At 63.5% G+C, this 17,402-nt stretch carries 15 protein-coding genes; 11 read left to right on the top strand and 4 right to left on the bottom strand.

Annotated features, from left to right (window positions below; translation table 11 throughout):
- Nucleotides 1-32 precede the first annotated feature (32 nt).
- The 5 genes from ACYVNQ_RS36595 (at nt 33) to ACYVNQ_RS36575 (ending at nt 6,123) form a co-directional block, all read left to right on the top strand.
- Complete coding sequence (locus ACYVNQ_RS36595) at nt 33-1,715, top strand: carboxylesterase/lipase family protein (RefSeq protein WP_460910475.1); 1,683 nt, start codon at nt 33-35, stop codon at nt 1,713-1,715.
- 470 nt (nt 1,716-2,185) lie between these two features.
- A complete protein-coding gene (locus ACYVNQ_RS36590) occupies nt 2,186-3,013 on the top strand; it encodes a flagellar brake protein (RefSeq protein ID WP_460910473.1) in 828 nt (275 codons plus the stop codon).
- A 252-nt stretch (nt 3,014-3,265) separates the two neighbouring features.
- On the top strand, nt 3,266-4,321 hold the full coding sequence (locus tag ACYVNQ_RS36585) for a helix-turn-helix domain-containing protein (RefSeq protein ID WP_460910471.1): 1,056 nt from the start codon (nt 3,266-3,268) through the stop codon (nt 4,319-4,321).
- A gap of 212 nt (nt 4,322-4,533) precedes the next feature.
- Nucleotides 4,534-5,124: a tetratricopeptide repeat protein gene (locus ACYVNQ_RS36580; protein WP_460910469.1), complete on the top strand. Its 591-nt coding sequence runs from the start codon at nt 4,534-4,536 to the stop codon at nt 5,122-5,124.
- 252 nt (nt 5,125-5,376) lie between these two features.
- Nucleotides 5,377-6,123, top strand: a complete 747-nt coding sequence (locus ACYVNQ_RS36575; RefSeq protein ID WP_460911250.1) for a hypothetical protein — start codon at nt 5,377-5,379, stop codon at nt 6,121-6,123.
- 100 nt (nt 6,124-6,223) lie between these two features.
- On the opposite strand, the gene ACYVNQ_RS36570 is transcribed toward ACYVNQ_RS36575, so the two are convergent.
- Nucleotides 6,224-7,636 (bottom strand): sensor domain-containing diguanylate cyclase, encoded by a 1,413-nt coding sequence (locus tag ACYVNQ_RS36570; protein ID WP_460910467.1) that lies wholly within the window; start codon nt 7,634-7,636, stop codon nt 6,224-6,226.
- A gap of 456 nt (nt 7,637-8,092) precedes the next feature.
- Here ACYVNQ_RS36570 and ACYVNQ_RS36565 point away from each other — a divergent pair, with 456 nt between their 5' ends.
- The 5 genes from ACYVNQ_RS36565 to ACYVNQ_RS36545 all read left to right on the top strand — a co-directional run bounded on the left by ACYVNQ_RS36565 (nt 8,093) and on the right by ACYVNQ_RS36545 (nt 13,465).
- Nucleotides 8,093-9,226, top strand: coding sequence for a porin (locus ACYVNQ_RS36565; protein ID WP_460910465.1), 1,134 nt, complete (start codon nt 8,093-8,095; stop codon nt 9,224-9,226).
- A gap of 288 nt (nt 9,227-9,514) precedes the next feature.
- Nucleotides 9,515-9,979: a FecR family protein gene (locus ACYVNQ_RS36560; protein ID WP_460910463.1), complete on the top strand. Its 465-nt coding sequence runs from the start codon at nt 9,515-9,517 to the stop codon at nt 9,977-9,979.
- Between the two features lie 59 nt (nt 9,980-10,038).
- Nucleotides 10,039-10,623 (top strand): OmpA family protein, encoded by a 585-nt coding sequence (locus ACYVNQ_RS36555; protein ID WP_460910461.1) that lies wholly within the window; start codon nt 10,039-10,041, stop codon nt 10,621-10,623.
- 126 nt (nt 10,624-10,749) lie between these two features.
- The gene (locus ACYVNQ_RS36550; protein ID WP_460910459.1) at nt 10,750-12,189 is read left to right on the top strand and encodes a CHASE2 domain-containing protein; all 1,440 of its coding nucleotides are present in this window, start codon (nt 10,750-10,752) and stop codon (nt 12,187-12,189) included.
- A gap of 322 nt (nt 12,190-12,511) precedes the next feature.
- Nucleotides 12,512-13,465: a helix-turn-helix domain-containing protein gene (locus ACYVNQ_RS36545; protein WP_460910458.1), complete on the top strand. Its 954-nt coding sequence runs from the start codon at nt 12,512-12,514 to the stop codon at nt 13,463-13,465.
- A gap of 24 nt (nt 13,466-13,489) precedes the next feature.
- On the opposite strand, the gene ACYVNQ_RS36540 is transcribed toward ACYVNQ_RS36545, so the two are convergent.
- Both ACYVNQ_RS36540 and ACYVNQ_RS36535 read right to left on the bottom strand, forming a co-directional pair.
- A complete protein-coding gene (locus ACYVNQ_RS36540; protein WP_460910456.1) occupies nt 13,490-13,744 on the bottom strand; it encodes a hypothetical protein in 255 nt (84 codons plus the stop codon).
- Nucleotides 13,745-13,810: 66 nt separating this feature from the next.
- Entirely contained in the window at nt 13,811-14,746 is a 936-nt protein-coding gene (locus ACYVNQ_RS36535; protein WP_460910454.1) for a helix-turn-helix transcriptional regulator, read from the bottom strand.
- A 544-nt stretch (nt 14,747-15,290) separates the two neighbouring features.
- On the opposite strand from ACYVNQ_RS36535, the gene ACYVNQ_RS36530 reads away from it, so the two are divergent.
- Nucleotides 15,291-16,358, top strand: a complete 1,068-nt coding sequence (locus ACYVNQ_RS36530; protein WP_460910451.1) for an extracellular catalytic domain type 2 short-chain-length polyhydroxyalkanoate depolymerase — start codon at nt 15,291-15,293, stop codon at nt 16,356-16,358.
- 200 nt (nt 16,359-16,558) lie between these two features.
- Here ACYVNQ_RS36530 and ACYVNQ_RS36525 read toward each other — a convergent pair whose 3' ends face one another.
- Complete coding sequence (locus ACYVNQ_RS36525; RefSeq protein WP_460910449.1) at nt 16,559-17,209, bottom strand: chalcone isomerase family protein; 651 nt, start codon at nt 17,207-17,209, stop codon at nt 16,559-16,561.
- Nucleotides 17,210-17,402 lie beyond the last annotated feature (193 nt).

Raw genomic sequence — 17,402 nt, 5'->3', positions numbered from 1 at the left:
GCAGTGAAACACAATCAAACGGAGACAGCACAATGAAAGCCAAAACAAACGAGGCCGAATGTTTCGAGAGCATTCGCGATCCGGCCCGACGTGTCGTATTGAAGGGGCTTGCGGCAGCAGCAGGCGCCACGATGCTGCCGGGCCTTTACTCCTGCGCAGCGCAATCCGTCGCAAGCAATCCTGTTGTCGAAACGCAAGCCGGCAAGTTGCGCGGCACCAATGTGGCAGGCGTCGACGTGTTCAAGGGCGTGCGCTATGCGGATACCACGGCCGGCGCGAACCGCTTCATGCTGCCGCAACCCGTGCCGCGCTGGGCAGGCGTGAAGGACGCAAATACGTTCGGCGCATCCGCGCCGCAAACCACCGAGCCACTGGGCGCGCTGAACAGCTGGTACTCGCAGCTGCAGCCGCAAAGCGAAGACTGTCTGTTCCTGAATGTATTTGCGCCGGCCAGCAGCCGTGCGACGGCGAAGCGGCCGGTGATGGTGTGGCTGCATGGCGGCAGCTGGTCGAACTGCGCGGGCACCGCGCCCGGTTTCGATGGCACGCAACTGGCGCGCCGCGGCGACGTGGTTGTCGTGACTGTCAATCATCGCCTCAACGTATTCGGTTACCTGCACCTGGGCGATAGCGATCCACGCTTTGCGGATGCAGGCAATGCCGGCCTGTTCGACGTGGTGGCCAGTTTGCGCTGGGTGCGCGACAACATCGCGGCATTCGGCGGCGACGCAGGCAACGTGACGCTGTTCGGGCAGTCGGGCGGCGCGGCCAAAGTAGCGGCCATGATGGATTTCCCCGCTGCGCAGGGCCTGTTTCACAAGGCCGTGATCGAGAGCTGTTCGGGCGGCATCCATCTGGAAAGCCGCGACGAAGCCGCGCGGCAGGCGCATCAACTGGCTGTGCGGCTGGGTCTTGCGGAACTCGATCCGGTGCGCTTGCAGGCGGTGCCGATGGACCAGCTGATCGCCGCGATGAAGCCGATTCAGGACCCGTTCCGCCCGGTGGTCGACGGCCGAGGCTTCGTGCGGCATCCGTTCGATCCCGCCGCGCCCGCGCAGTCGGCCAACATGCCGCTGCTGATCGGCAACGCCGCCAGCGAGATGACGCTCTACATGGCGGCCGATCCGCGCAATTTCTCGCTGGATCTCGCCGAAGTGACGAGACGGTCCGGCCTGCTGCTGAAGCAGAGCCCGGCATCGGCCGCACGCATTGTCGACGCATATCGCACGACGCTACCCCACGCCGACCCGAGCGAACTGCTCGCCGCGCTCAGCACCGACTATGTATTCCGCCGCAATACGACGCGCATCGCCGCGCTGCAGTCGGCCCAGGCGCCGGTGTACGACTACGTGTTCGACTGGAAAACGCCGGTGCTCGACGGCAATCTGCGCTCGCCGCATACGGTCGAGGTGCCGTTCGTGTTCGGCACGATGGATGCCGCGCATGGACTGCTCGGCAATGGAGACCAGCTCGCGGGTCTGTCACGCGATGTGATGGGAGCGTGGACGGCTTTTGCGCGGACCGGCAATCCGAACACCGGCGCGCTGCCGACATGGACGCCTTACGACACCACGCGCCGCGCGACGATGATGATCGACGTGCAGAGTCATGTGGAAAGCGATCCGGGCGGCGTGGCGCGCCGCGCGCTCGACGGCTTGCCGCCGTATGAGTACAGCGTCGATCGCGGTAGCGTGGTGCGTTCATCGCGTGCGTAGCGGTTTGCTGCGATTCGATGGGCATGCGATGCCGATGCGCCGGGATTTGACGTGATGCCTGCCGCATCGGCATCGGCACGCATCGACAAGACCGGGTGCCGGGAACGCCGTCCGGGATTTCCGCGCGGCCGGTGCACCATGCGCCGCCCACGCGCTTCGGGTTTCTACTAGCTGGTCAATCGCACACGCATGCAAACGGGCGCCGTGCCGTCGCCTGGGGACGTTGCGGGTACCCGTAACACGCAGCGAACGTAACGTAGCAAGCAACGTTACGTCGAACGTCACGCGCCGCACGCGGCAATTCCTGTCGCCCCGTCAAACCAGTCGCAGCACGGCTTCACGCCGCTTCTGCGCACCGCCACGTCAGCGCGGCACCCGGCCGCCGCGTAAAGCCACGGCTGGCACAGTCTTCGCGTAGTAGTGCGTCGGCACGCAACAGCGCGCACGCCATCAACGTTATGCCGGCCCGCATGGGCCAGACAAACCAGAGCGTCGCGCAGCGCGATAAAAACCCACAAGGCAAGGACACCAAGATGATCGCCGCTCCGACCCGGACCGAAAAAATCGACACGCATGCACGCGACATCGACGAACGCTACGCGCAGCATCATCCGCTGCAGATCGCGATGTGCCTGCGCAAGCTCGTGAATCATCGCGACTTCCTGACGGTCGAATTCGATTGCGCGCAAATCGTCACGCAACTGCTCGACGTCGACTCGCGCAATGCGCGTTTCGTGTTCGACTGCGGCTGCGACAATGGCTACAACGCGCGGCTTGCCAGTGCGGACGTCCTGACGTTTCGCGGCCAGCCGGCGGGAATCCGCACGGAATTCTTCACTGGCCGTGCCGCGCGTACCACATTCGAAGGGCGTCCGGCATTCGAGGCGAACTTCCCGGCGTCGCTGTACTACGTGCAACGGCGCGAATTCTTCCGCGTCGACACGCCGCTGTCCGATCCGTTTATCGCCAGCGGCCGCGATCAGGGTGGCGATACGTTCAGGCTCGAAGTGCAGGACCTGTCGCTTGGCGGCGTTGCATTGCGCACGTCCGACGCACGCTTCGCGGCGCTGCCCAAAGGCAGCGTATGGAAGAACGTCACGTTGCAGCTGGGCGGCTTCGGCTCGGTCTCGACCGATCTCGAGATCGTTGCGCCGCGCGAGGCATTCACGCCGACCGGCGAGCGCCGCACCGTGCTCGGCTGCCGCTTCGTCGAACTGCGCGACAATGCGGAGCGCACGCTGCAGCGCGCGATCACGCAACTCGAAACGCGCCGCCTCGGCCGCGCCGCAAACGCGTAGCGTTTGACGTGTAACCCACGCTTTCTGCCACGCGTCCGGCGCAATGCCGGTCGCGTGCGCGCCTCGATACCCTCGTTTTTCCTCAGGCATCGATTCCCCGTGCGTTTTCCCCGCAATTAATCCCTTATCGCATCGTGTCATCTTTTTCGTGTAGAAATGCCATGCAAGCTAATATGCGAAATTCCAGAAAAAGGTTTAAAGAAAATCCACCCTGAAAAGGGTAAATAGATCCAGGGCCATGGAGACCGGACATTGAATCCCTATATTTACCGCTTTCTCACGAATGAATATCCGCCCGAACAACGATTCGAAGCGTGGCGCGACGAGGTGAATGCAATATTTACCGTCGATATAGACAAGTCGGTCTCCCCAGGCTTTAACTACGCATTGACCACCGGCTATCTCGGCTCGGTGTTGATCGGCTGCGGCAGCTGGGCCGGCGAGCGCCAGCCGGTTAGTTACGCGGTGCGGCGTTCGACGCAAATGGCCCGCCAGGACGGGCTCGATCATCTGTACGTGTGTCTCGGCATGACCCATTCGATTTCCGGCTATGCGGCGCGTACGCCGCTCAATGCGGAAAGCTCGAAAATCTACGTGCTCGACCTCGCGCGCGAACTCGATTCGCAGATCGTGGCCGGCGATACCGTGATCCTGACGATCGCGCGCGACCTGCTCGAGCCGCGCATCCGCGCCGCGAATCTGCATGGCGCGGTGCTGCAAGGCCCGATCAGCACGCTGCTGGCCGATCACATGCTCGCGCTGCGCCGCCAGCTGCCGCATTTCGCGCCGGCCGATCTGCCCTACGTCGAGCAGGCGACGCTTGCGATGGTATCGGCCGCGCTGCTACCGTCGCTCGATACGTTCGCTGCCGCCGAGACGGAAATCAACGAAGCGCTGCTGACGCGCGTGCGCCGCTACATCGATGCCAATCTGACTTCCCCCGATCTCGCGCCGTTGCAGATCTGCCGCGACGTCGGCATTTCGCGCGCCCAACTCTATCGGCTGTTCTCGCGCGAGTCGGGGGTGGCGGCTTATATCCAGCAGCGCCGTCTCGTGAAGATCCGTCAGATTGTCGAGGGCGCAAAAGGGGGCGCACAGCGTTTGTCGACGCTGGCGTTTCGCTACGGCTTCAAGAGCGAGTCGCACTTCAGCCGCAGTTTTCGCCAGGCATTCGGTTGCTCGCCGAGCGAAGCCCGCGAGCGGGCCGCCGCGATGCGCGCCTCAAGCAAGGAATCGCGCAGCCATGCGCAGCCGCAACCGGGTTCGCTGCGCGATGTGCTCGGCAATCTCGACAGCCGCGACAAATAAGCCGCTCGCGCGCAAGGCGCTGAACCCCGTTTGAAACACCTGTGAGACGCTGGTGCAAGCAATTGAGACGCTGAGGCCAAAGCGCGCGCCAGGCCGCTGCTACCATCGTCTCGCCTGATTTTCAGGTGCGAAAGGCCAGTACAGGCATGCGCTCGATATCGAATCAGCGTGCCGTTGCGGTCTGCCGTCTACGATCAGAATCGGGGTTCACGATGAAGTTTCGCCAGTTCGCGGCATGGGCCGTGCTGGCGCTTGCGGCTTGCGCACAGCAGCCGTCGGCGAGCCAGTTCGTGCGGATTTGCGACCAGAACGGCTGTTCCGACCGGCCGAAAAACCAGCTCACGACGGAAACCTCGCGCAACGCGCAGGATGCCGCAACGGACGGCCGCATTGCGGCGTTGAAACAGGCGGCCGCCGGCAACCCGCGCGCCGCGTATGACCTCGGCCTGCGCTATTTCCGCGGCGACGGCATCGCGCAAGACAGCTATCAGGCGCTGGTGTGGATGCGCAAGTCGGCCGAGGGCGGCGACTTGCAGGCGCAGGCGGCGCTCGGCCGCTTCTATCTGTTCGGTCTCGACGAAATGGGCGCGGACCCGCGCGAAGCGGAGAAATGGCTGCTGATCGCGTCGCAACGCGGCGATGCGGAGTCCGGCAAGTTGCTCGCACAGGCGCGTACGGCCAAGCAGAACGATCAGGATTATTTCCGCTGGCAACAGCAGGAACGCGCGCTTTACTACGGCGACTGGTACTCGGGCTACGCGTATCAGGGCTATTGGCGCGAGCGCGCCTGGTACGGGTATTAGCGGGCTGCACGCGCGGGGGGGGGGCACGCGCGCTTGCGCAAGCCGTAGCCGCCGCCAACTCGCGATAACCCGCGGCACCCATTAGCAACCATCGGGCAAGCCACCCATTCGCACGGCCGCCTGCCGGTCTCTCTTCAACACCACTACGCAAAATACGACATGAATCTCTATGCAAAACATGTGGGCATCAAAAGCGCGCTGTCGGCGGCTTTGATCGGATGCCTCGCCGGGGGCCTGGGCGGATGCGGCGGGATGGTTTCGACCGGCGGCCAGAGTGCGGGCGTGTCGGGCGCCGCGGGCGGTGCGGTCAGCGCCGGCGCCGATGAAACGCTGGAACGCTGCCAGGCGCCGCTCGGCACGATCGCGGTCGACGATGGCCGCAATGCGGACTGGTACGGCCCGTTCGGCAGCGCGACCCAGGTGACCACCATCGAACCGCTGCTGCGCCTCGCCGTGCAGCAGTCGAACTGTTTCGTGATCACGTCGATCGGCAACCAGAAAACCGATGCGCGGCTATCGCGCATCACGTCGCTGCAGCGCAATTCCGGCGAGTACCGCGCGGGATCGAAGCAGCAGAAAGGCCAGCGGGTCGCGGCGGATTACTACATGGAGCCGCAGATCGTCATCAACGATTCGGCGATCGGCGGGGTGACGGGCGCGCTCGGCGGGCTGATCGGCAGCAATGCGATCGGCAAGATCGCCGGCGGTATGCAGTCGAAGGCCTCGGTGGTCACGCTGACGCTGTTCGACGTGCGCTCGGCCGTGCAGATCTCGGCGGCCGAAGGCAATTCGACGGCGACCAATTATGGCGCGGCGCTCGCCGGCCTCGGCGGCGGTGCGGCGGGCGGCCTCGGCGGTTTCTCGAAGACACCGGAAGGCAAGGCCACCGTTGCCGCGTTCATCGACGCGTACAACAAGATGGTCGTCGCGCTGCGCAGCTACAGGGCGCAGGACGTGAAGGGCGGCCTCGGACGCGGAGGCACGTTGCAGGTCAACTAGGTACGCAACCGGGTACGCAACCAGATACGCGCAAGGCAGCGGCGGCACCGGCAGCGCCGTCGCGCACCGCGGCAGTGTGCGCGGCAGGCGGCATTCGACGTCAACCGAGAATCGTGCCGAACACGCGATTGCGGCCGATCGATTTCGCGCGGTACAACGCGCGATCCGCTGCCTGCACGACGGAGCTGACGCTTTCCGCCCTCAGCCCTTGCCAGCTCGCCGCGCCGATGCTGACGGTCACCTTGCCTTCGGCGCTGCCCGCATGCTCGATCGACAGCTTCGCGACCGCTTCGCGCAGATGTTCGGCGAGCGCCAGCGCGCCGATGCTATCCGTGTCGGGCAGCACCACCACGAACTCTTCGCCGCCGTAGCGCGCGACGCGATCCGCCGGGCGCCGCACCTGCTCCGTGAGGCAGTGTCCGAGCGCGATCAGCACCGCATCGCCGGCCTGGTGCCCGTAGTGGTCGTTGTAGGCCTTGAAGTGATCGAGGTCGACGAACAACACCGAAAGCGGTTGTTTCGCGCGCACCGCGCGGTGCCACTCGCGCTCGAGAATCTCGTCGAGCGTGCGGCGGTTCGCGAGCCCCGTCAGGCCGTCGGTTTGCGCGAGCTTGAGCAGCGCCGCCTCGGCCCGCTCCTTTTGCCCGAGCGCGCGCACGAACAGCTGCGCCACGCCGACGAAAGCCGCGCATACGAGCAGCATCACCGCGCCGACGCGGATCGCGCGCTGACGCCACTGCGCATAAATGTCGGTCTCGGCCGGCGCGACGTCGACGATCAGCGGCAGGCCCGCGATGTGTTTGAAGGTATAGACCCGCACCACGCCGTCGACCGACGCCTGTTCCCGGAACGAGCCTTGCCTGTCGGCCATCAGACGTGCCAGCGTGCGCGTGCCGCGCACCGAGCGGCCGATCATGGCCTCGCCGCCCGGCACGCGCACGACGAACTCGCCGTCGGTGTGCACCAGCGCGGCCGAACCGTGTTCGCCGACGTTCAGGCCGGACAGCAGCCCCTGCAGATACCGCACATCGATTGCCCCCACCACGACGCCGAGAAACGCGCCATCCGGACCGGTGATGCGGCGGCTCAGGTAAAGCACCTGTTCGGCATCGAGCAGTTGCGACGCATGCGGCGCACTGACATACAGGCCCCATGCGGCGTGGTCGCGCTGCACCTCGAAATAGTCGGCATTCTTGACGCTGGCCGCGGGCGGCCGCGGCGTGCGCGAATCGATGATGATGCGGCCGCTGGCGTCGGCGACGAATACCGCGCGCAGATACGGCAGCATCGCCGCGCGGTCGAACAGCACGGTACGCCGCAGCGGTTCGGGTGCGGCCCGGACGTCGGCGCGGTCCATGCCGTCGACCACGGCTTGCAGCGCGAGGTCGCACAGCTCGATATCGTGCGCGATGTCCTGGCTCACCACGTTCAGCGTGTTGTTCGACCATTCCAGCGAATGCTGCGTCGCGTCGTGCCGGCCGCCGTAAAGAATCACGATACTGATTGAAAGCATCGCGACCGCAAAGGCGACGCCTCCACCTACCAGCACGCGTGGCGATGCAAGCAGCGTGAAAAGGCGGTTTGAAGTTATTCGAGTTGACGCTTTATGCATATCGCAGCCGGTGCGCTTAGCGCATCCGGTGTGGGCCCCATACGCTGTGGCGGAAATACAGCCGGAGCGCGCAGGTGCGCACGTTCCGGTGCGGTGCAATCATACCAGGAATTTTGCGCGGCTCCGGCTTTGCATCAAGCCCGGTACAAACAGCCGCCAACCGCAAGTTCGCGCTGATCCGCGCACTTCGCCGTTTATGAAATCTTTGCAAGAAACGTGCGTTTCTTTTGATGCTGCAAACCAGCAATGTCCCTAGAATCGCCACGCTGCGAGTACAGAGGCGGCTTACACCCCCCCACCGCGCTCATGCTCGCCCATCGTGGTTTTTTGTCCGGGCATTTCCTGGAGTGTAGATAAGTGAAAAAGAAGGTTATCGGCGCAGCAGCTTTGTCCGTCTTCGCCGTGGCGGCTCATGCACAAAGCAGCGTCACCCTGTACGGGTTGATCGACACGGGTATCGTTTATACCAACAACCAGGGCGGTAGCAGCGCGTGGCAGGAACAAAGCAGCCTGCTGTCGAACGAAGTCTGGGGCCTGAAAGGCAGTGAAGACCTGGGCGGCGGCCTGCATGCGATCTTCCGCCTCGAGAACGGTTTCAACATCCAGAACGGCAAGACCACGTACGCAGGCACGATGTTCGGCCGTCAGGCTTTCGTCGGCGTGCAAAGCGATCAGTTCGGCACGGTCACGCTCGGCCGCCAGTACGACCCGGTGGTCGACATGCTCGGCCCGATCGCGCTGGCGAATAACGGCGACGGCAACAACCTCGCCGCCCATCCGTTCGACAACGACAACGTCGACGATTCGTTTTATATCGACAACTCTGTCAAATATGTAAGCCCGACGTATCAGGGCTTTCAGGCCGAAGGCCTGTATGGCTTCAGCAATGCGGCCGGCGGTTTTGCAAACAACCGTACGTACAGCTTCGGCGTGACGTACAGCATCGGCCCGGTCAACCTGGCTGCAGCGTATTTGCAGCTGAACAACGGCGGCCTGACGAATGGCGGCGCAGTCACCAACAACGACTTCGTCAATTTCCCGGCGGTACGCCAGCGCGTGATGGGCGCGGGCGGCAACTATACGATCGGACCGGCCGTGATCGGCCTGTTGTGGACGCATACGCTGTTCGATAACACGCAGCCGGGTGCGAATTCGGTGATCACGCAAGCGTTCGACTCGTTGCACTTCGACAACTACGAAGTCAACGTGCACTACACGCTGACGCCGGCGATCTCGCTGGCCGGCGCCTACACGTTCACGCAAGGCGCTTTCAACGGGTCGAGCGGCTCGGGCGACCCGAAGTGGCATCAGGTGACGTTGATGGCCGATTACGCGTTCAGCAAGCGTACCGATGTCTACGTCGAAGGCGTGTATCAGCACGCTTACGGCGCCAACGGTTCGGCGTTCGGCGGCGCGTTCATCAACGGCCTCGCGCAGTCGAGCACCGGCAACCAGGTTGCCGCAACGCTGGGCATGCGTACGCGCTTCTGATGCGCGCGGGGCGCGATGCTCCGATCGATGCAAAAACGATGTAATGACAGCGGCGCATCGTCCGGGTTCACCGGGCGATGCGCCGTTGCAACTTCTGCGACGCGTCTCACCCAGCAAAATCTCTGCCACCGGCGCGCCCGCCGCGACACCGATATGTGCGCTAGCGCACAGAGCAAGCGGCCACACGACTCGTATCCTCTGCTCGATCAGCGCAAGCCCGTGTGACACGAGCGGCTCAGCGCGGTCCGCGCCGCAGCGCGCGCCTTCTGCCACGACAGGCACCCCCTTATGCGAAGCCAGGCGATCAGATTTGCGTTGCTGTTCGCGTGCGGCTGCCTGCCGGCCGCTACTTACGCGGCCGATGCGATCGGCGTGGTCAAGACCGTCAAAGGCCAGGTGCATATCGAACGCGGCGGCAAGAGCATCGACGTGGCGGTCGGCAGCGAGATATACAGCAGCGACCGCGTCGTGACCGGCCCCGGCTCGGCGGTCGGCATTACGCTGCGCGACAATACGTTGCTCACGGAAGGCGCAGGCTCGGTGCTCGAACTGAACGCGTTCTCCTTCAATACGACCACCTGGGACGGCACCTTCGACGCCACCATCCAGCGCGGCTCGCTTGCGGTGGTCGACGGCAAGATCGCGAAGGCCAACCCCAAGGCGGTACGCTACAGCACGCCGACCACGACGCTGGGCGTGCGCGGCACCGAGTTCATCATCGAAGTGGGTGGCGATGCGGAGCATGCGCGATGACGGCGGCGGCGCGCGGAGCCGGGCGCGCGCCGGCGGGCGGGTTACGCGAGTTACGCACGTTGCCCACGTTGTTTGCGTTGTTGGCGTCGCTATGCAGTTGCAGCACGCCGCCCGACAAGGTCACCTTGCTGCCCGATCCGGACGGCAGCGTCGGCGCGCTGGTGGTGCACAGCGCGACGCAAACGAAAGTGCTCGACAAGCCCTATGCGAGCGTAGAAGTTGCCAAGGGCGGCGCGATCGAACCGACGATGGACAACGCAGCCGAGGTGCAGAGCCGGTATGGTCCGCTGCTTGCCGCGCAGCCGCCGCGCCCGACCACCTTCACGATCAATTTTCTGTTCGATTCCGCCACCGAACTCGCACCGGAATCGGCGGCCACCGTCGACAGACTGAAGGCGACGCTGCGCAACTGGCCCGCGCCGCATCTGACGGTAGTCGGTCATACCGACATGGCGGGTGCGGACGCGTTCAACGACAAACTGTCGATGCGCCGTGCGCAGACGGTCGCGGCTTTTCTGGTGAAAGCCGGTATTCCCGCGCAGGAGATCGAGACCGCCGGCCGCGGCAAACGCGAGCCGCAAGTGCACACGCCGGACGGCGTTCCGAACCAGATGAACCGGCGCGTGGTCATCACGATTCAATGACACGCGCGGCCCGCGGCCGCCATTGAGCCGCGCCGATGCACAGGCGTACGGGCTGACATGAGACGCTTCTGCAAAGCATGCTTCGGCTATCTGAAGAACGGGGTCCTGGCGGGCAGGGGACGGCCGATGGCCTTTGCGATTCTGCTCGGCCTGAGCCTGATCAATCTGAGCAGCGAATGGCCGCAAGGTCTTGCGCGTCCCGCTGTGCTCGATACGTTCTACGACGTGATGCCGAACTCGTTCGGCACCGCGCGGCAACTGCTGTTCGATCATTTTCAGCGCTGGTTTCCGCGGGTTCCGGCCTCGCAGCCGGTGACCATCGTCGAGATCGACGACCGGACGCTGGCGGCAATCGGCCAATGGCCATGGCCGCGCAACCGGCTCGCCAGTCTGATCGATGCGATCGCCGCGCATAAGCCGCTCGCGGTCGGCCTCGACCTCTATATGCCGGAGGCCGACCAGACTTCGCCGGACAAGGTGGCCGACAATCTGCCCGCATCGGCCGCGAGTCTCGCGGCGGGCTTGCGCGCACTGCCGAGCCACGAGGCGATTCTGGCGCAGTCGTTGCGCGCGACACCTTCGATACTCGGTGCGGCCGCGCTGGATCACGCCACATCGAATTCCAGCACCGACCTGCACAGCGCGCCGATTCTGGTGCACGGCCCCGACCCGCTCGGCAGCGTGCAGCGCTTCGACTATGTGCTGGCGAGCCTGCCTGAATTGCAGGCTGCGGCGCACGGACAAGCGATGCTGAACGTCGGCCTCGAGCAGGGCACCGTACGGCGTATTCCGTTGATCATGGGCTTGCGCGACAAGCTGGTGCCCGGCATGCCGATCGAAATGCTGCGGGTGGTGACCGGGGCGGCAGCGGTCGACGTTTTTGCAGACCACTCGGGCGTGGCGGCGGTCGGCGTGGCCGACGTGCGCGTGCCGACCCAGCCGGATGGCGAGATATGGCTGCATTTTGCGTCGATGCGTGTTACTCAGGATCGCTATGTGTCGGCGCGCGACCTGCTGCAAGACAAGGTCGATGACGAGCGCATCCGCAACAAGCTGGTGCTGGTCGGGCTGACGGGCACGGGCCTGACCGATACGCGCACGACTGCGCTTGGCGAACTGGTGCCGGGCATCGAGATTCAGGCGCAGATCATCGAGACGATCTTCGACGGCCGCTTCCTGCGGCGCCCAGTGTGGCTGAAATGGGCCGAGTGCGCTTTCATCATGGGGTTCGGGATGCTGCTGATCTGGTACGTGCCGCGCACCGATTCACGGCTCGCGGTGTTCGTGCGAACCGTGCCGAAGGCTTCGGCGATTCTCGGCATCGGGTTGAATGCGCTGTCGCTGTTGAGCTGTCTGCTGCTGTTCAGGTATTTCGGTTTGCTGGTCGATGCGGCGTCGATTTTCATCATTCTCTCTGCCGTGATGGGGTCGTTCTTTTCCGTGCTGCTGATCGACAACCAGACGCGCGGCACCGCCGATGCGAGCGGTGCCCAGAACGGGCCCGGTGTGCAGGCGCCGAGCGTCGCGCTCGCGTTGCGCAAGCTGTTTCGACGCCGGTCGAAATAGCCGTGCTCAACCAGCGACCCGCGTCGTTTTGTCGATCGGCTAGTACGGCTAACGCCGGCGCAGCAATCGCATCGGTCAACGAGGACCACGTGACAATCCGCCCGGCGGTATGCGGCCGCGCAGAAACGTATCAGTCACGCATGAGGCACGTTTCAGGCTAGTCGATGCGAAACCCGCCGATGTAGCATCGTCACCGATAGTGAGCGCGTCAGAACACCGTCCCCGGAGGTCGCGAGCGCTAGTCGTACTTCACATCGTTGCGCACCTGCTTTTTGTGCGGCAGCGAGGGCGCTGCCCTATCGCCGGTTATATGGACAACGTCATGACGGCATGCAAAAACGACTATCTCCACTGCGTCGCACTGACTGACGATGCCGACGGCAAGGACCGCTGGCGCCACGACAGTCTGGGCCTGCTGCGTCTGGATTGCGACGGCGGGCCGGGCGCACCGGCCGGCTCGCGCGTCAACATATGGAGCCTCGGACAGCTCGACATGGTGGACGGCTGTCTCGCGCATATGTCGTTGGCGCCGCTTGCCGAGCGTGGCGATACATGGCTGGACCTGAAGCTCGTCAGGACCGGCGCGATGTACATCGAACAAGGCGAACGGACGGGACGCATCGGACCCGGCGAAATCGTGCTCATCGAGTCGTCGCACGCGTACAGGCAGTCGTTCGATACGCAAACCGAAATAATCGCGCTGCGTTTTCCGGTGCATTTGCTGAAGGAGCGCGGGCTGTGGCACGATTTGCGTGGCCCGATCATGCCTGATATGTCGGCCGCCGATACGCGCGCGATCGGTGAACTTGTGATGTCGATCGCCGCCCAGCGCGGCAGGACGAGCGAGAGTCTGCGGCGCCGCCAGGGCGATCAGCTACTCGAACTGATCGATTTGCTGATCGACGACCCGGCTGCACTGATGCGTACGCGCCGCAGCGACGCGACGCTGTTTCGCGCGAGGCGCTATATCGCGCAGAACCTGCGCAATGGAGAGTTAACGGTTTCGCGAATCGCCGCGGCGGCCTGCGTATCGGACGCGCACCTGAGCCGGATTTTTCACGGCGCAGGCCAGTCAGTCATGCGCTACGTGTGGGAAAGCCGCCTTGAACTGGCGGCGGAGATGCTGAGGCGCTCTCAGGGTCACGCGCAGATCAGCGATATCGCGTATCGCTGCGGGTTTTCAACGCCTACGCATTTCAGCCGCGTATTTCGGGCGCGTTATGGCATGTCGCCGCGCGACGCGCTTACCGCAAAATGCTGTGCATCATCCGAATGACTAAAGCAATGCGCGGAACACGGCTTATTGCGGATCGCGCGTCCAGTGACACACCAGTCCTCCTCCCTCTGTCTTTCTCCATATGGCGCGCAGCCTCACTGGGCGCGACACCGGCAATTCAGGCGCGGCTGGCGCATCAAACGATGCCGCGATGGCAACGCGTATTGGCGTCGGCATCGACAACTCAGTGCGCAGCATGACGCCCGGATGGTCGGCGTTGGGCCGGCTGATCACCAAGGTGTGGTCGTCGAACGCGTCCGGTGTGGTTAGCTTGCTCATAGTCACCTCCGTCTTTGAAAAGGGCCGGCAGCCGTCGATGCATCGCCAGCCACATGTAGCCCCTGGTCACGCGCCAGTCGCATCCCGAGGGGAAATACCAAAGCGCTGCTTGAACATACGGCTAAAGTGCGATGGCGATTCAAAACCGCACAGGTATGCGATCTCCTGTATCTGCATGCGGTGTTGACCGAATTGTTTAATGAGGCTATGGGCCCGCTCAAGGCGTTTCTCCAGAACGTAACGCATCACGGTCGTTCCTTCTTTTCTAAAGAGTTTCGCCAGGTAATTTGCCGAGATGCGAAGCTCTGTCGCAATCTGATCGATATTCAGGCGGGAGTCGCCAAGCCGTCTTGCAATGGTTGACTTCGCGCGAAGAATAATAATGTCGGATCGTCCGGACACTAAAGAATTGATCGGGTCGCTTAGCAACGTTTCCATCATGTCTAGTGTCTGTTCACCCACTCTCTCGCGAAACGGCAGACTGGGAAGTTCCATCTGGCCAGCGATACAGATCAACAGGTCTCTAAGAAAGGCAACGTCCGGGCATGACAGATCGGGAACAATGATTCGACGCGAGCCGTAGGCGTACCCGCGCGCCTTCAGCGCCTGTTTGGGCATTCTTAGCGCGATGAGACGGGTTGAACCGAGAAAGCGCTCCTTGAATGGCCACGCGCCGTCTACGGTCAATACGCTAGAGGCGGGAAAGGTTCTGTCCTCACCATGCTGCGAGATGATTACCGAACCACTCGCAATCACCTTCACGAACACACAATCTTCACTGGCTGGGCGTTTGCCCCGCAATAGGGAGACCCATGTCTGATCCGTCACGCGGGCATCCAGGAAACCCACCGGACCGGCATGCCACGTTTTGGACCAGCAGGCGAAATTTTCCCCAAGATCTGACGGACACGTCATGCCGCACTGGTTCTCGAATTCGTACCTCCATCTCTCCTGCTGCACTGACGAAGGATTTTCTGGGTATTCGACGATTGCGAGCGTCAAGGCACATCTCCAAACATTGAGCGGAACCAGACGGGAGATTACTCGACATGGAACTGATGTTCAGGTTGGCACTGGTTCACACGATGTACGACGGAAATCTTTCAACATACCGGGAGTCCGTAAGATTCGACATTTGCCACCTCGGCTTCGATGTGTCGGCATGTATCTGAAAACATCCGGAGTGCTGCAGATATTCCGGGAAGCCCGATTTTTATTCCAGCGGACTCCGTTTCAAATAGGCTCGGCTAATCGGTTAAAGCAGGCGGCCTATGAAAGCGGGTGGCCGGTGATAAGCGAGCGCAAGTTACGCCGGTGTCGTCCTGTCAATTGATATGGCAGCGCAGAAACGTCTCAGTCATGTATCGGTCACGTTTCAGGACAGTCGATGCGTCAGCCGACGCAAGCGACGACCTAATCGGCGGCTTCGCACTGCGAGATGTCATTACGCGTCCTTCTGCAATTGACGAACGCTCAAGTCTCCTGACAAGCCGAGAATAGTGCGTACCGATGCGGACACCTCATCGGTCTGATCATGGAGAATGCAATGAATGGATGGAGTTTGAACCGAAGCGGCTGCCGGCGCGTCGCTCGCGCGGCGCTCGTGACTGCCGGCATTTTCATGGCCGGCGCGCTGCATGCGGCGCCGCTGCACGGCTATGGCGCGGACGCGACGCACACCTCGGTTTCGGGGCTGTCTTCGGGCGCGTTCATGGCTGCGCAGTTCGACGTCGCGTGGTCGAAACATCTCGTGGGCGCAGGTATCGTCGCGGGCGGTCCGTTCTACTGCGCGGGCCTGTTCCCGCTTGCGAATCCCGCCAGCGCCGCGCAAACCCACTGCATGAATCCGACCGGCGATACCGGGCCGCGCGCGCAAGACGCTTTGGCGGCGGCGCGCAAGTTCGCAGGCGAGCAGCGCATCGACGATGTGAGCGGGCTTGCCTCGCAGCGCATCTATGTTTTCAGCGGCACCCAGGACCATGTCGTCGCGAGCAGTGTGGTCGCGCAGATACCGCTCTTCTACAAGCTCGCAGGCACGCCCGACGACCACATCCGGTATATCGACAACGTGGCAGCAGGCCATGGGCTCATCACGGCTAACAGCGCAAATACCGGATGCGCGCTATCGCAGCCGCCGTTCATCAACAATTGCGGCTTCGAACAATCGCAAAACATGCTGCGCTGGATTTACGGTACGTTGAACGCGCCGACGGTTGCGCCCGGCGGCAACCTGCTGAGTTTCGATCAGCGCCCGTTCGACCCCGACGACAAGGCTTCGCTGGGTCCGACCGGTTATGTCTATGTGCCGACCGGCTGCGCGCAGGCGGGTAGCGCGTGCCGCATTCACGTCGCGTTTCACGGTTGCCTGCAGAACGCGCAGAAGATCGGCGATCTCTATCCGCGTCAAGCCGGCTACGACGAAATCGCGGAGAGCAATCACATCATCATCCTTTATCCGCAGACCGCGACGTCGACGAAGAATCCGCTCGGCTGCTGGGATTTCTGGGGCTACACGAGCGCCGATTCGCAGAAGCCCGACTTCTATTCAAAAAAAGCGCCGCAGATTGCCGCTGTGATGCGCATGATCAGGCGCCTTTCCGATCCGGCGCATTGAACAAGGCCTCACGCGTAAAAGCAACCGTAGCGGATTCTGGCGGGATATTTCCAGCCCGCCGGCGACGCGACCAATCTCAGGCTTTTTCAACCTGCATGACCTCAGGTCATGCGTCGTGGGTGACGGCTGGCTCGATGGCCGACAATGGGCTTACATCCGGGCGATGCGTGCGGCGAAAAGCGGGCGCTCGCGTGTCGCGCTCAGCTGCCGCCGCCGAGCAATTGCGCACGCAGCGTCTTCGCACGCGTGGCGGGGTCGAGCCAGATGTTGAAGAACGCGTGAGCGAAGTCGAGATCGGCGATGGTCGCGGTCGGCGTGCCGTTCGCGTAGAAGCGTACGCCGGTGCCCGGCAAGAATACGCCGCATAGCCAGTCGCCCGGCTGCACGTCGACGAACGCACGCAGCATTTCGTCGCGCCAGCGTGCGACCTGCGCGTCGGGCAACGGGGCGGGGGCCAGGCGTTTCATCTCGTCGAGGCCGAGCGACGCGAGACGCTCGCGGGTTGCCGACAGTGCGTAGGTGAGCTGCAGCGCGAAGCCGTTGTCGTAGCTGACCGGCAGGTGGGCGCTCCACAATTGCGCGTCGTATAGATGCAGACCGAGGAAGCGGTAGGGGCCCGAGCCGGAGAATTGCGCGGCAGGGATTTCCGCATGGCAGTCCTGCGCAGCGCGGGCTTGCTCGGGTGTTATCGCGCAGAGGCCGGCGGCGATGCCGATTGCTATTGCGATGCGTCGCGCGGCGCGGCCGGGCGTAGCGGAGTGCGGCTGCGCCGGATGCAGCGATGGGCGCGCATCGCGCCGGTTGCGGTCAATCGGCGCGGCGCCGGCGAGGCGGCGGAGGATCGGCTTCACTATGCGGCAATTCCATGTCGTTTTGTCGACCGCTCGCGTGCGACAGAGCGCACAGCGGGAGCGGCGGCGGGTCAGGCAGAGGCGGCACACAGGCGCGGTTCGCTGCGACGCGCGGGCAGCGCATGCGAACGTGGCGTGGGCCTGGATGCAGAATATTACCGGCAGTCAGGCGGGCTGAGATGCGATGGTGTGT

It is taken from the genome of Paraburkholderia jirisanensis (assembly GCF_054782355.1).
The sequence above is the reverse complement of the archived record's forward strand: the minus strand, read 5'-3'. Positions and strand labels throughout refer to the sequence as shown.